General features: G+C 70.6%; 9 protein-coding genes. 1 reads left to right on the top strand and 8 read right to left on the bottom strand.

Annotation, left to right across the window (positions count from 1 at the left end; translation table 11 throughout):
- The 5 genes from ACLEQD_RS21455 to ACLEQD_RS21435 all read right to left on the bottom strand — a co-directional run.
- On the bottom strand, positions 1-2,775 hold a 2,775-nt coding region (locus ACLEQD_RS21455), incomplete at its 3' end, for a TIGR02266 family protein (RefSeq protein WP_410386244.1).
- Positions 2,772-3,440 carry a hypothetical protein gene (locus ACLEQD_RS21450; protein WP_410386242.1) on the bottom strand — a complete coding sequence of 223 codons (669 nt, stop codon included), beginning with the start codon at positions 3,438-3,440 and terminating at the stop codon, positions 2,772-2,774. The genes ACLEQD_RS21455 and ACLEQD_RS21450, both read right to left, overlap by 4 nt.
- On the bottom strand, positions 3,437-6,130 hold the full coding sequence (gene alaS / locus ACLEQD_RS21445) for an alanine--tRNA ligase (RefSeq protein ID WP_410386240.1): 2,694 nt from the start codon (positions 6,128-6,130) through the stop codon (positions 3,437-3,439). Before alaS ends, ACLEQD_RS21450 begins: the two co-directional genes overlap by 4 nt.
- A gap of 144 nt (positions 6,131-6,274) precedes the next feature.
- Positions 6,275-6,646: a response regulator gene (locus ACLEQD_RS21440; RefSeq protein WP_410386239.1), complete on the bottom strand. Its 372-nt coding sequence runs from the start codon at positions 6,644-6,646 to the stop codon at positions 6,275-6,277.
- A gap of 21 nt (positions 6,647-6,667) precedes the next feature.
- Positions 6,668-8,038 carry an MEDS domain-containing protein gene (locus tag ACLEQD_RS21435; RefSeq protein ID WP_410386237.1) on the bottom strand — a complete coding sequence of 457 codons (1,371 nt, stop codon included), beginning with the start codon at positions 8,036-8,038 and terminating at the stop codon, positions 6,668-6,670.
- Positions 8,039-8,293: 255 nt separating this feature from the next.
- On the opposite strand from ACLEQD_RS21435, the gene ACLEQD_RS21430 reads away from it, so the two are divergent.
- Positions 8,294-9,352 (top strand): esterase/lipase family protein, encoded by a 1,059-nt coding sequence (locus ACLEQD_RS21430; protein ID WP_410386235.1) that lies wholly within the window; start codon positions 8,294-8,296, stop codon positions 9,350-9,352.
- 4 nt (positions 9,353-9,356) lie between these two features.
- Here the strand turns inward: ACLEQD_RS21430 and ACLEQD_RS21425 are convergent, their stop codons facing one another.
- The 3 genes from ACLEQD_RS21425 to ACLEQD_RS21415 all read right to left on the bottom strand — a co-directional run.
- Positions 9,357-9,800, bottom strand: a complete 444-nt coding sequence (locus tag ACLEQD_RS21425) for a serine O-acetyltransferase (protein WP_410386233.1) — start codon at positions 9,798-9,800, stop codon at positions 9,357-9,359.
- Positions 9,782-10,975 carry a GNAT family N-acetyltransferase gene (locus ACLEQD_RS21420; protein WP_410386231.1) on the bottom strand — a complete coding sequence of 398 codons (1,194 nt, stop codon included), beginning with the start codon at positions 10,973-10,975 and terminating at the stop codon, positions 9,782-9,784. The genes ACLEQD_RS21425 and ACLEQD_RS21420 overlap by 19 nt, the downstream gene beginning before the upstream one ends.
- Before the next feature lie 35 nt (positions 10,976-11,010).
- Positions 11,011-14,370 (bottom strand): hypothetical protein (locus ACLEQD_RS21415; RefSeq protein WP_410386229.1); only part of this gene is annotated, 3,360 nt, incomplete at its 5' end.

Below are 14,370 nucleotides of genomic sequence, written 5' to 3'. Positions count from 1 at the left end.
GGCTTGCGAGGGCAGCGCGTCCGAAGCCGTACCGTGCGGAGCGGCGGCTTCTTCGTCGCGCGGAGACTCCGTCGCGGCGGAGGCTTGAGAGGGCAGTGAGTCGGAAGCCGCACCGTGCGGAGCGACGGCTTCGTCGTCGCGCGGAGGCTCCGTCGAGGAGAGGGCTTGAGAGGGCAGCGCGTCCGAAGCCGCACCGTGCGGAGCGGCGGCTTCTTCGTCGCGCGGAGGTTCCGTCGCGGTTGAGGTCCGCTCGGGGAGTTGCTCCGAGCCCGCGCTGGCCGGAGAGGCAGCTTCGGTGGCACCCGGTGCTCGCGCGGCAGCAGGCTGCGTCGCTTCGTCCGGAACCGGCTGGGAGTCGATGGCGGGCGAAACGGAGGTCCCGCCCGGAACCAGGAGCGCCGTTGTTGTGCCCGGGGCTCCCTCAACCGATGGCTTCGTGTCGGAAGCGAGTGCAGTCGAGGAGTCCGCGACCGCCGTGGTGGAGACCGACTGAGGCGATGCCTCCTGGTGTAGCTCCGTGGCCGGCGCTCCCGGCGATGCGGACAGCGTCTCTTCGAGGAGCGTGCTCGACGCAACCGTGGCGCTCGTGGAGCGCGCTTCCGCCTCGTCCGGAGTCGTGACGACGGACGACACTTCGTCTGGCGCAAGAGGGGGAGGGGACGCCGCGGTCAGAGCGGCTTCATGCCCTGTCGCTCGGCCCAGCGCCCGTTCGGATTCGGGCGAAGCGTCATCCGCAAGCGCTGCATCCGTCGCGAAGGGATTGTCTCCTTCGGCGGCGGTCGGGTCGTTGGGCGGAGCAGGCGCAGCGGATCCGACAAGCGCCGTCCACGCATCCTCCGTCGGCAGGTCGACCACGACGACTGTCGACGACTCCTCCTCGTCCCGCGGAGGTGCGGAGTCGGGTCCGGACGGGCCCTGGTCCTCCGTGGGCGCAGTGGCGGACGTCGTGAAGGCTGGCGAGCCGAGCACGGGCTCCGTGTTCGACCAGTGCCCCGGTTCATCGGCGAGTGACGTGGAGGCGTCTTCGCTCGCTGTCGGCGCCGTGGCTTCGACAGCCTGCTCGAGCGCCGCGCTGAACGGATCCACGTCCTCCGAAGCCGTGCTGACTTCGTGCGGAAGGGAATCCGGGTCGATGCCCCACGCGCGAAGGCGGTCGGCCTCCTGTTGATTCGGCGTCGCAACCGGTTCCGGGGGCGGAGGCGTTTCCCCTGCGCCGCCCATCGCGTCAGCATCCGTCGCGGCGGAGGGGGGATCCACCGGAGGAGGCGTTGCTTCAGCGCCGGCTCCATCCGCGTCGGAGTCCGGAGCAGCCCATGCCCCATGCGCTTCCGCGTCACCTTCCGCCGGGTTGGAATCCGGTGCGAACGAGGAACCGGGCTCGGCCGGAGCGGGCTCCTCCTCCGGCTCCATGCTGAGGTCGACGTCGAAATCGAACGATGCGTCGGGGGCGGGCGCTGCCTCGACGCGTTCAGGCGCTGCTTCGCCCGGAGTGCCCTCGGATGCCAGGTCGCCAGGCTCCCCCAGGCTGGCTTCGGCGGCCCCCTCGGGATGCTCGGGAGCGTGCGGGGCTCCGAGCACGGCGTTCGGATCAAACGCCTCCACTGACGCGGGGGTGAAGTGGACCGGCGCGGATGCATCGCCATCGTCAGGGGTCTCAGCGGCTCCCGGCTCCCGCGGAAGTGCTTCGTCCGTGCGTGCCTCCGGAGCGGAGGCGTCCCACTCCGATGCCGCGGACCGCGCCTCCGTGGGGGGCTGCTCCCAGGGCGACGCTTCCGCACGGCCTTCATCTGCCGCCGCCGATTCAGACAGCGCGTTCGTCCCCAGCGCCTCGGCGGTCCCAGGGGCCTCCCAGGAAGGCGCATCCGCTTCTGCCTCACCCGCGCCATCAGTGGACTCCAGCGGCGGCTGCTCCTCGGGCTGATCAGCCGGACCTGCTCCCTCCCACCCGGCCTCAACCGGAGGCGGCATCACGGCCGCGAAGGTTCCGGAAGCCGCGGGAGGCCGCGCACCGGTGGACTCCGGCACCGTCGGCTGGACCGTGAACATCTCCTGGGTCGCCCGTTGAGCCCCTTCGCCCGGCGGATTCCTCCGCGCCTTGCGCTCAGGGCCCACCTCCGGAAGGGGCGCGAGCCCCTCCTCCTCCTCGACGGCGTCCTCCGGAAAGAGCGACACCGGCTCATCCGGTTCAGCCAGGTCCGGCGGGGTGACGGCGGCGGGCACCGTCACGGCCGGCAACGTCATGGACGCTTTCGGCGTCGCGGCGCGCGTCTCCGTTTCCTCGCGGGAGGCCTTCGCCGGAGGCGCCAGCGGCGCCGGAGCCGCGGGCACTGCCACCGTCCCCGCGCGTGCGGCCGGCCGCGGCGGATTCACGGCCGGAGCCCGCCGGACGAGCCCGGGCGGCAGCGGCGCGGCCTCCGCCCTTGGCGCGGCAGGCGGCGAAGCCACCGCTTCCGTCCCGCTCCGCCGCGCGACGATGCGCTCGATGAGCGCCTTGCTCGCGGCATCCAGCCTGGTGAAGCGCACCGTCATCCCGGTGCGCGGACTGCCTGCGTCCGGCTGCGCCTTGGCCACCACGCCTTCACCGCGCAACAGCCGCGTGCCGTCCGCGAGGACGAACTCGAACGCCAGCCCCGTGCCCTCCGGCTTGAGCGCCTTCGTGGCCACGAAGACCCCGCCGCGTCCCACGTTCGAGCCGTACCGCTCGATGAACTCCTCCTCCTCCGTGTACGGGAGTCGGATGCGCAGGGGGAGGAGCTTGGGGGCCGGCCCGGTCATCGCAAGGGGATCCGCACGTCCCCGCCGGAGCCCTGCACCACGAGCGCCAGCCCATCGTCTTGCACGGCGTCCGGCGGCACCTCGAACAGCAGCACCACTTCCGTGCGCTGCTCGGGGTTCCACGTGGTGGGCAGGGGCTTCGTGCCGGCCACCGCCTGCGCGTCACGCGCCAGCGGGTACGTCTGCCCCTTCGCGTCCGTCAGCTTCGCGCCGTCCAGCGTCAGCGGCGCGGGCATCCCGCCCACGTTCTGGGTGATGAGCTCCACGCGCAGGAACAGGTCCTCCGTCGTGAGTCCCAGCCCCATCTTGCCGGAGCCGCCCTTCACCGAGTGCGACGCCTCCAGCCCCGTCACCTTGAACGCCACCGTGTCCACGTGCACGGTGTCGTTGCGCTCGGGCAGCCGCAGCTTGCGCGGCCCGGAGTCGCCCAGGCCCGCGGCCAGGCCCGCCAGCTTCGACTCCTCCGGCTCGCGCTGGGCAGGCTGCGGACGCGTGGCCACGGCGCCACCCTGCTTCACCCGGTCCGCCTCCGCGCGCAGCTTCTGGAGCGTGCGCGCTTCGGCCTCCTGGCCCTCTTCAGGCGTGGAGGTCTCCTTCGTGCAGCCCCCCAGGAGGAGGGCCGCCGTCAGGAACGCCAGGGAGCGGGAGGACGCGCGGGCACTCACGCCGGGCTCGCGCCCTTCACCAACTCGAAGAGCTTCTCGAGCGCCACGGGCAGCTTGTCCGCGTCCGGGCCACCGGCCTGCGCCATGTCCGGCTTGCCGCCGCCCTTGCCGCCCACTTCCTTGGCCATCTCGCGCACCAGGTTGCCCGCGCTGATGCCCTTGGCGACGAGGTCCTTCGTGGCCGCCACCAGGATGACCGCGCGGCCGTCCTTCTCACCGCCAATGGCGATGATGCCGGAGCCGATGCGGTCGCGCAGCTGATCCGCCATGCCGCGGAACACCTTGTCGTCGGCGGGGTCCACGCGGGTGGCCAGCACCTTCATGCCGTTGACCTCGCGCGCCTGGTCCATGAGGTCCTTCTGCGAGGCCGACTGCGCCTTCACCGAGACCTCCTCCACCTTGCGCTCCAGCTCCTTCACGCGCTTCTGGGTGGCCTCCACGCGGGTGGCGACCTCCTTCGGGTTCGTGCGCAGCAGCGCCGCGACCTTCTTGAGCTCGTGCTCCTGCTCGCGCACGAACTGGAGCGCGCCCACGCCCGTCACGGCCACGATGCGGCGCACGCCGGAAGCGACGCCGCTCTCGCTCGTGACCTTGAACAGGCCGATGTCGCCGCTGCGCTTCACGTGCGTGCCGCCGCACAGCTCCGTGGACTCCGGGTGCACGGTGACGACGCGCACCGTGTCGCCGTACTTCTCACCGAACATGGCCACGGCGCCGGACTTCTTCGCGTCGTCCAGGTTCATGACGCGCGTCTGGGCATCCGCGTTGTCGCGCACCCAGGTGTTGACCAGGTCCTCCACCTGCTCCAGCTGCTCCTGGGTGGCGGGGGAGAAGTGCGAGAAGTCGAAGCGCAGGAAGTCCGGCGCGACGACGGAGCCCGCCTGCTTCACGTGCTCGCCGAGCACGCGCTTGAGCGCCTTGTGGAGCAGGTGCGTGGCGGAGTGGTTCGCGCGGATGGACTTGCGGCGCTCCACGTCCACGGACGTCTGCACCATGTCGCCGACCTTCAGCGTGCCTTCCTTCACCTCCACGCTGTGGACGATGAGCCCCTGCACCGGGCGCTGCGCGTCCTTCACCTGCGCCACGGTCTTGCCGCCGTGCGCGACGATGCGGCCGGTGTCGCCCAGCTGGCCGCCGGACTCGCCGTAGAAGGGGGTGCGGTCCAGCACCACGTCCACCGTGGCGCCCGCGGAGACCTGCGGCACCTCCACGCCGTCCTGCACGAGCGCGATGACGCTGCCCTCGCCCTCGTGGCCCTCGCCCTCGTAGCCCAGGAACTGGGTGGGCGCGGTGCGGGCGAGGACGGTCTGGAAGACCTCCGTGGTGGACTTCTTCTCGCCGTGGAAGTCCTGGCTGGCGGCCTCCTTCTCCTGGAGCACCTTGAAGCCTTCCAGGTCCACGTCGTAGCCGCGCTCGCGCGCGATGATCTGCGTGAGGTCCCACGGGAAGCCGTAGGTGCCGTGCAGCAGGTAGACGACGTCGCCGGAGAGCATCTTGCCGCCGGAGGACTGGAGCTTGGCCAGCTCCTCGTCCATCAGCTTGAGGCCGCGGTCGAGCGTGCGGCGGAAGCCCTCTTCCTCATGCTTCGCGACTTCGAGGATGAAGGTGCGGCCGTCGCGCAGCTCGGGGAACGCGTCGCCCATGAGCTCGATGACGCGGTCCACGACCTTGAAGAAGAAGGGCTCCTTGATGCCCAGCTGCGTGTCACCGTGCCGGATGGCCCGGCGCATGATGCGGCGCAGGACGTAGCCGCGCGCCACGTTGGAGGGCTGGACGCCGTCGGCCACGAGGAACGCGGTGGCGCGGGCGTGGTCGGCGACGACGCGCTGGGACGCGCCGGTCTCCTGCGTGTACGGCTTGCCGCACAGCTGACTGACGGTGGCGAGGATGCCCTGGAACAGGTCGGTGTCGTAGTTGGAGCGCTTGCCCTGCACGACGGACGCGATGCGCTCCAGGCCGGCGCCGGTGTCGATGGACGGCTTGGGCAGCGGGATGAGGGGCGCGTCCTTCTCCTTGCGCTCGAACTGCATGAACACGAGGTTCCAGATTTCGAGCCACCGGTCGCAATCACACGCGACGCCCTGGCACTCGCGGCCCGCGGCCTCTTCCACACAGGGGATGTCGTCGCCCTGGTGGTAGTGGATCTCGGAGCAGGGGCCGCACGGGCCGGTGTCGCCCATGGCCCAGAAGTTGTCCTTGTAGCCGAGCTTCAGGATGCGGTCGCGAGCCACGCCCTGCTTGGCCCACAGCTCGAAGGCCTCTTCGTCCCAGGGGATGTTGTTCTCGCCGTTGAACACGGTGACGGCGAGCCGGTCGACGGCCAGGCCCAGGCGCTTCGTCACGAACTCCCAGGCGAACGCGATGGCGTCGGCCTTGAAGTAGTCGCCGAAGGAGAAGTTGCCGAGCATCTCGAAGAACGTGTGGTGGCGCGCGGTGTAGCCCACGTTGTCGAGGTCGTTGTGCTTGCCGCCGGCGCGCACGCACTTCTGGGACGTGGTGGCGCGGCGGTAGTCCCGCTGCTCGCGGCCGGTGAAGACGTCCTTGAACTGGACCATGCCGGCGTTGGTGAACAGCAGGGTCTGGTCGCCAACGGGCACCAGGGAGGAGGAGGCGACACGGCGGTGGGCGCGCTCCTCGAAGAACTGGAGGAACGCCTCGCGGATCTGGGAGGCGGTGAGGGCGGAAGGCATGGTGTGGGTATATGCCACAAGAGGGCCGGGCGCAGCAGTTCCTGGACGGGTCATCCCCCGTGGGACGGGGCATGTAGGCAGGGCTGACGACCGCGGGGCAGGGGAGCGGCCAGGGCCCTGCTGGTGACGCTTGGGGCTCCAGGTTCAGGCCCTGGAGTCGCAGTGCTCCTGAATCGCGGTGAGCAGGGCGTCCAGCAACAGGGGCTTCTTGAAGACCCTCGCGACGCCCAGGCTCCGGACGCGGTCGCCCAGGTGGCCCGCGCTCAGGATGAAGACGGGGATGCGGCTCAGCGCCGCGTCCTCGCGCTGGACCTCGCGGAACGCGTAGCCGTCCATCACCGGCATCATCAGGTCCAGCAGGATGAGCGAGGGCGCCGCGTTCGCGCGGAGATAGCTCAGGGCCTCGGCCCCGTTCCGCGCGACGGCCACCGCGTAGCCCTCGTCCACGAGGAGCTCGCTCAGGGCGTCCGCGATGGCCGTGTCATCGTCGACCAGCAGGAGGGTGTGGGACGACACGCGCCAGCTCTTCCCGGGGGCCTACGCGCCGCGACGGAAGGGGAGCGCGACCTTGAAGGTCGTTCCCTCTCCCGGCCTGCTGTCCAGCTCGATGCTCCCGCCGTGCGCGTCCACGATGCTCCGGACGATCCACAGCCCCAGCCCGAACCCTCCGGCGTGGGACTTCGGCGACAGCTGCACGAAGCGCTCGAAGACGCGCTGCTGCGCTTCCTCGGGGATGCCCGGCCCGCCGTCACGGACGACCAGCGTCGCGCTGTCCTCGCGGGGCTGCACCTCCAGCTCCACGACCGTCCCGGGGGCGTACTTGATGGCGTTGGACAGCAGGTTCGTCACCACCTGCTCCATCCGCATCCGGTCCCAATGGCCGACCGCGGGGCGGTCCGCTCGCATGCGCAGCTCACAGCCGGCACGCTGAAGTCCCTCCGCGAAGACCTCGCCCACGCTCCTCGCCACCTCCGCGAGGTCCACCTCCTCCGCCTCGATGGGCAGCGGATCCTCCGACGCGGTGGCGCGCGAGACGTCGAGCATCTTGTTGATGAGGTTCTCCAGCCGCCCGCACTGCTCCTTGGCCTTGAGCAGCTTGGGCGTCGCCAGGTCGGGCGTCAGCGCGCCTCGCTGGTTGGCGCGCAGCAGGCTCTCCATGTAGAGCTGGAGCGAGGTGATGGGCGTCTTCAGCTCATGCGACGCGACGGAGAGGAACTCCTCGCGCATCTGGAGCGCGTGCCGCAGCTCCGCCGTCCGCTCCCGCACGCGCTGCTCGAGCTCGGCGTTGAGCTTGTGCAGCTCCGCCTTCGCGCTCTTCAGCGACGCGCTCTCGATGATCTCCCAGTCGCCCGCCTGCCGGATGAGCGCGAACTGGTGGTTGCGGACCACGTCGAGCACATCCATCGGGGCGCACCGGCCCAGGCAGTAGCTGCACAGCCCGATGATGTTGTGGCTCTTGAAGGTGTCGGTGACGCGGGCTTCGTAATCGACGAAGTCGGACCAGTCCTGGCGCTCCAGCCAGTAGGTGTTCCCCGTCAGGCGCAGCCCCGCGTAGCCCTGCGCGAGCGCCCGTCCGTGCCGGTCCACCCAACCCTGGAGCACCTCGTCCGGGCCCTTTCCCCCGGACTGCATGTACCAGTCGCGATGGTCGATGATCTCGATCTGCCCCCGGGTCATCCGCTGCTCCAGGTCGGGCACGGCGTTGCGCAGCATCGTCCGGGCGTCCGTGGCTCCGAAGGGCTCGGACGTGACCCACAGGCAGTGCTCGTTGTTCTCCAGTCCGGCCTTGAAGTAGGGGACCAGCGAGTCCACGAGGTCTTCCCGGTCGCCGTAGAACTGACAGAAGTGGGAACCCCAGGGCAGGTCCCCCACCGCGGGAATTCCACTCGGGCGCAGCGGGATGGTCATGGGGCTTGGTACCCTGGACATGGGGCCCCAACAACACGGCAGCGCGATGAATCCGTTCAGCGCTGAACGCTCCGCATGGCCGCCATGCGGGCGGGTGCGCCGCTCCTGGAACGCGGTGCTGATGCGCTGCGGCAGTGTCTGGGTTCTTGGCTTCTCACGGCCTGAAACGGAGCACGCAACTCCTGGAGCCATTTACCGACAATGTAGGCAAGCCTCCCTGCTGCACTGCTCGGCTCCCCCTCCCGAGGTCCCCTCATGGTCCAGGTCACGCGTCCTTCCAACACCCCGTCACTCACCCAGACGCGGGGCGCTCCGGAAGCCCCAGCCCGGGCCAGGGGCGCGCAGGGCTTCAACGCGGTCGTGAAGGGCGACAGCTTCAGCTCGGCTGTTCCGGCGGGTTCGCAGCAGGTCAACGCCCTGCGCCTTCCCATCCCCTGGCCCGGCAAGGGCGAGGCGGACAAGATCGGCTGGATCCAGAAGGCGTATCCGCCCGCGAAGGACTCCACCGCGGAGTTCATGAAGCTGAACCAGGCGGTGCGCGCGGGGCAGAACGTGATGCCTCCCGAGGCCAAGAACTGCGTGTTCCTGGCGGTGGGCGGGCTGCTCTCGGAAGCGGCGCCCAAGCAGCTCTACTTCGACAAGAACCTGGACGCGCTGGAGGCCCAGGGCCTTCAGGTCGGCCGGGTGCCCGTGGACACGGACATGGGCGTGGAGCACAACGCGGCCATCGTCCGACAGGCGGTGCTCGAGGCTTCGAAGAACGGCAAGCAGGTGGTGCTGATTGGCCACAGCAAGGGCGGCCTGGACTCCGCGGCGGCGCTGTCGATGTACCCGGAGCTCAAGGAGCACGTGCGCGCGCTGGTGACCATCCAGTCGCCGTACGGCGGTTCGCCCATGGCTCAGGACCTGCTGGACAACCCGCTGGTGCGATACGGCGTGGGCGGTGCGGTCGAGGCGCTCGGCGGCAGCATCCAGGCTGGTGAGGACCTGACGTACGACTCGCGCAAGAAGTTCCTGGCCGAGCACCCGATGCCCGCGGGCATCCCCACCGTGTCGATGGCCTCCACGACCGCGAACCCCACGTCGCCGCTGTTCGCGATGCAGGAGTACATGCACCAGCGCTACGGCGTGAAGTCAGACGGCCTGGTGTTGCCGCAGGACGCGTTCATCCCGGGCTCCAAGTCGGTGACGCTGTCCGGGCTGGATCACCTGGATTCGACCGGGACGACGCTCAACCCGTTCAAGCCCTACCAGCCCGAGGACCTGACCCTCTCGCTGGTCGCGATGGCGCTGAACATGCCCAAGGGCGGCTGAAGCCTCACGTCCCCGTGGGCGGTGCCTGTCGCTTCAGCTCGCGCGCCGGAATCCCCGCCACGGTCGCACCCGGCGCCACGTCCTCCATCACGAGGGCGTTGGCGCCAATCTTCGCTCCGTCTCCAATCGTCACCGGGCCCAATATCTGAGCGCCCACGCCGATGTAGACGTCCCGGCCCACGCGCGGCACGCCGTCGCGTCCGGGCAGGGGCTCCAGGCTCACGTTCTGGGAGATGAAGCTCTTCTCTCCAATCTCCACGCCCGGCGCGATGATGACGCCGATGCCTCCGTAGCCCAGCTCCACCGTGGGGTGCAGCGCGGCCTTCGTGTCCACGTGGCTGTTGTGGATGCGGTCGCCCACCGTGGCCACCACGTTCGCGAGCCGTGGCACCTGGAGCGCCTGGAGCCGCTTCGCGGCCCTATAAAACGTCAGCGCCGTCGGACCCATCTGCCCACCATCCTTTTCGCTACCGGCGCCCAGCGGAACTTCGACCGCTGCAACGTCTGTCCCATCCAGGTGTCCCGGTAGATGAACAGCCAATGGTGCTGCCGCACCTGCTCCGTCCACTCGCGCTTGTAGGGGGCGTCGTCCCCCAGCAAGTCCAGCTCGCTCAAACCCCTCCCGATGCAGTCCTGGACCAGGTTCTCCGTCAACAGGTGCCCCGGGCTCACCTCCGCCAACGCCTCGTCGTAGCCCGGCTTCATCGCCAGATAGCGGCCGCCGTACTCCAGCCCGTACTGGAACGCGATGGGCCGCCCGTCCAACCGCAGGAAATACAATCCCAGCCAGCCGCGCTCCGCCGCCGTGCGCGCCAGCCCCGTGTAGAAGCCGCGCCGGTGCCCGGCCTGCGCGATGGCCGTGCCCTCCTGCGCCTTCCAGCCGCTCTGCTCCAACGCGAAGGCCTCCTCCAGCTTCGACCCCAGGCCCTCACTTCCGGCCACGCGCTCCACCTCCACGCGGCCCTTTTCCTCCAGACGCCTGCGCCTTCGCCTGAGCGGCTTCGCGTTGCTCCGGCCCTTCGTCCACGCCGCCACCGTGGAGGGCAGCGCCAGGTACGGCGAGCGCGCGCTCGGCCACGCGCCCCAGGGCATCCCCGCGCCCTTCGCCGCGTGCACCAGCTCCCACGCCGCGCCGCCTTCCGGTACGTCCGACAGCCGGAGGACGTCCCAGCTCGGGTCGCCCATCAGGTGCGACAGGAAGGCCACCGCGGCGCGCTTGGGCTCCTCGGCGACGAGGTCGAAGCGGCAGGAGTGCTTGTTCGTCAGCGACGACAGCTGGCGCACCGGCAGCCCGTACTGGTGGCCCTGCTCCTCCTTGAGGCCCAGCACCGCCACCAGCGCGCCCAGCGCGTTCCTCGCCACGAGGATGCGCAGGCGCGCTCCTGTCGCGAAGTGCTCCAGCCAGCAGCGCACGAACTCGTGCCGGTAGAACACCTGATCGTCCACGCGCTTCACCAGCGCGTTCCACTCGGTCTCCAGCGCGTCGAAGGCCGGAAGGCTCCGGACCTCCTCCACGCAGAGGGGCTCCACGCGCCCGCGCGGCGCGGGCTCCACCGCGTTCAAGCGGGGACGGGAAGGGACGCGCTCCCCGAGCATCGCGTCCGTGATGGGAATCTCCTCCATGTACGTCTCTCCTCGGGTGTCGCGCTCGGGGGGACTCAGGACAGCGGCTCGCCCGCGTCATCCACCGCTTCGGGGGCGGGGCGCTCCGGGCCCTGCTTCTTCAGCGGCTCGTCACGCAGCCGCACCGGCCCCTCGCCCTTCGTCAACGCGTGGGTGTCCATGGGGACGTGGCGCACCGACACCGGGACCTTCGTGCTGGGGCGCTCCACCGTCGTCTTGAACACCGCCTCCGCCGGCGCCTCCGCCACGGCGGGCACGGGCGCCTCCACCACCGGCACCGGCACCGGCCGCTTCGGCTGCTTCTTGAGGCCGCGGAAGAGCCAGCCGCCCTTCTGGCGCTCGTACAGCTTGCGCGTCTCCACCGCCGCCCGCGCGTGCGACACGCGGCCCGCCTCCAGGTCCTCCAGCAACAGCTCGCTCAGCCGCCGGCGCGTCACGCTGTCCAGGTAGTCGAACACCTTCTCCAGCTTGCGCACCACCACCTGCGTCGCGCCGCCCGCCGCCGTGTGCGTCAGCGCCGAAATCTTCAGCTCATGCCGCGCCCGGGCGCGCTCCGCCAGCTTGCGCAGCCGGTCCGCTTCATCCGGCGACGCGGCCTTGCCCACCAGCCCCGGCAGCACCGTGCGCGCCAGGCCCGCGTCCACGAAACCCGAGTCGTCGAACGTCTCCAGCGACTCCAGCGCCCGCCGCCGCGCCTCCACCGACGTGCCCTCCAGCGCCTTGAGCGCCGTCGTCACGCGGTCCAGCGCCATCCAGCGGTACACCCAGTCCAGGCCCGTGCCCTTGATGTTCTGCGCGCCCATGATGCTCACCTGCGTCCCGGGCGGCACCGCGCGGGCGCACGCGTCCACCACCTGGTCACCCGTCGCCTGCGAGTCGGACACCGGCACCAGCTGCTCCAGCATCAGGGCCTTGTAGGCCTCGCGGAACTTCCCGTGGAACGCCTTCACGCGCCCCTGCGCATCCGCTTCACCCCGGGGCAGCAGCGCCTTCAGCCGCGCGTGCACCGTCATGCGCGCCAGCAGGTACAGCGCGTGCTCGCGCACCTCGTCCTTCGTCGCGGCCGTCAGCACCTCCGGCAGCGCCTGCGGCTGCGCGCGCGACACCGGCGACAGCGCCTCGTCGAGGAGCGGGCCCACCTCGCGCTCCAGCGCGCGGCGCACCTTCTCCACGCCCACGTCGTCGCGCCGCCCCTCCAGCGCCTTGCCCACCGCCGCCGTCAGCGCCAGCGTGGCCGTGGCCTGGAGTCCGGCGCCGGCCGCGTACCGCTCCAGCCGGTCCATGAACGTCGCCATCGTGGGACGCGGCACCTTCAGCTTCGCCAGCTCCTTCGCGAGCCGTGCCTCCGCGCGGGCCTGTCCCTCGGGGCTGGAGACCTCCTCCGCCGCGACGACCTCCGTGCTCAGCAGGTGCTTGTCCAGCGCGGCACGCACGTACTTCTGGAGGCCCTCCAGGTTCGTGCCGATGAGCACGTGCCGGTCCGCGGACGCGTCCTCCACCATGATGCGCGCGAACACTTCCGAGCGGGACACGCGGTCCCAGCGGTTGTTGATGACCGTGATGACCGCGCGCTCCGGGTTCGCGTCCGGATCCACGTCCCCCAGGCCCGTGCGGATCCAGTTGTTCATGAAGCCCGTGCGCTCGTTCGCCGAGTGCCCGTTGATGAACTGGAGCTGCCGCCCGCGCACCTTCGCCGGCGGGAAGACCTTCAACACGCCAATCTCCGGCTGCACGTGCTCGGCCATCAGCGCCAGCGCGTACGGCCGCGACACGCCGAGCTGCTCGGCCAGCGTCGCCACCAGCGCCATGTTGCGCGGGTGCTCGCGGTAGGGGAACAGCGCGAGGAACTCCTCGGGGATGAGCTCCGCCTCCCACCACGCGCTGTGCAGCAGCGTCGTGTCCTTCTCGTTCGCCACCTGCTTGAAGAGCGGCAGGAAGTGGTCCTCCGTCGTCACCACCCGGCCGCCCCTGGGCATGAAGTTGGTGATGACGGACGCGACGTTGATGCCCGCCGGGCCCTGGATGTCCTCATGGTCCGGATAGGCGTTGGTCAGCGTGGCGAAGTCGTCCTTCATCCAGTCGTTCTGGAGCAGCTCGACGAAGTTGGGCTGCAGCGCCATGCACTCCCAGAGGAACACCTCCGTGCCCAGGCGCGCGCCCAGCTCCACCATGTCCTTCTGCTCCCAGATGGTGGCCTTGTCGTAGGGGCGGAAGATGAAGAACTCGGACGGCCCGGCGCCCGGGGCGCTGTGCACGAACATCGCCTCCGAGCCCGTCGTCTTCGCGAAGACCTCGAAGCCCATGCCGGAGAAGAGCGCCGCCTTCAGGCGCTCCGTGCCGGACTTGCCGCGCGTGCCCCAGCCGCCGATGACCAGCGGAATCTTCTCCCGCGACTTGCGCACGTTCTGGCGCTTCACGTACGTGTCGCCCAGGAAGATGGAGAAGAGCGCCGCGGTGAAGAGGCCCAGCGCCGCGATGCCGTTGCCCCCCATCCCCAGGAAGTAGCCCTCGTTCTCCATGATGCGCTCGGTGAGGAGCGCCAGGAACCCGCTCTGCAGACCCAGCAGCGCGGGCGTGTGCAGCGTGGACGGGGGCTTGGGCGCGGCCTCCTGCTCGTGGAAGAGCGTGGCGAGCGGAGCAGGCACCTGCTTGTGCTGCCCGTAGGGCGTGAAGCGCACCTGGACGCCCAGGTCCTTCTCCACGTGCTCCACGAAGCGGCGGCGCTCGCGGGGCTCCTCGCCTCCCAGCGAGTCCAGCCGCAGCGTCGCGAGCCGCCGGTAGTCCTTCGACACCTTCAGGCGGTTCGTCAGCCGGCGCAGGCGCGAGGCGGGCGGCACCAGCACCGTCTCGCCGTGGCTGCTGAACAGGTGGACCTTGCCGTCCTTGGACAGCGGCAGGTCCAGCAGGTCGTCCACGGTGGGCAGGTGGCGGCCCCAGCTGCCCTGGCTCGCCACGTGGACGCGCTCGCCGGGGACCAGCGTCTCCGTGACTTCGTCCAGGTGGCCCGGGTGCGCCCGCAGCGTGCCGGACATGACGCGGCCGGTGGTGTGCAGGAACGCCTGGCGCTTGTTCGGCGCGGGGCGGCCAAGCTCGTGCCACATGCGCCACAGGCGGCGCTCCTGCCGGTCGCCGTGCCACAGCGTCAGCGTCTTGTCCGTGCGCTCCGCGTACAGGCCGTGCCCGTCCTGCGACAGGTCCGCGAGGATGGCCCCCAGCCACGCGGGGTCCTCCGGCATCGGCGGCAGGTTCTCCGGCGCGGGCTGGAGCGGGAGGCGCGTGCGGCTCCCCGGACGGAGCTTGGAGACGCGGCCCGCGAGGAACGCCGTCCACGCCTGGCGCACCGGGTCCTTCACCCGGCGCAGCACCTGCGCGGCGCCGCCGCGGCTCCACCACCG

Source organism: Corallococcus sp. 4LFB, from assembly GCF_046520365.1.
Classification (GTDB): domain Bacteria; phylum Myxococcota; class Myxococcia; order Myxococcales; family Myxococcaceae; genus Corallococcus; species Corallococcus caeni.
This window is presented reverse-complemented; position numbering and strand designations above follow the sequence as displayed.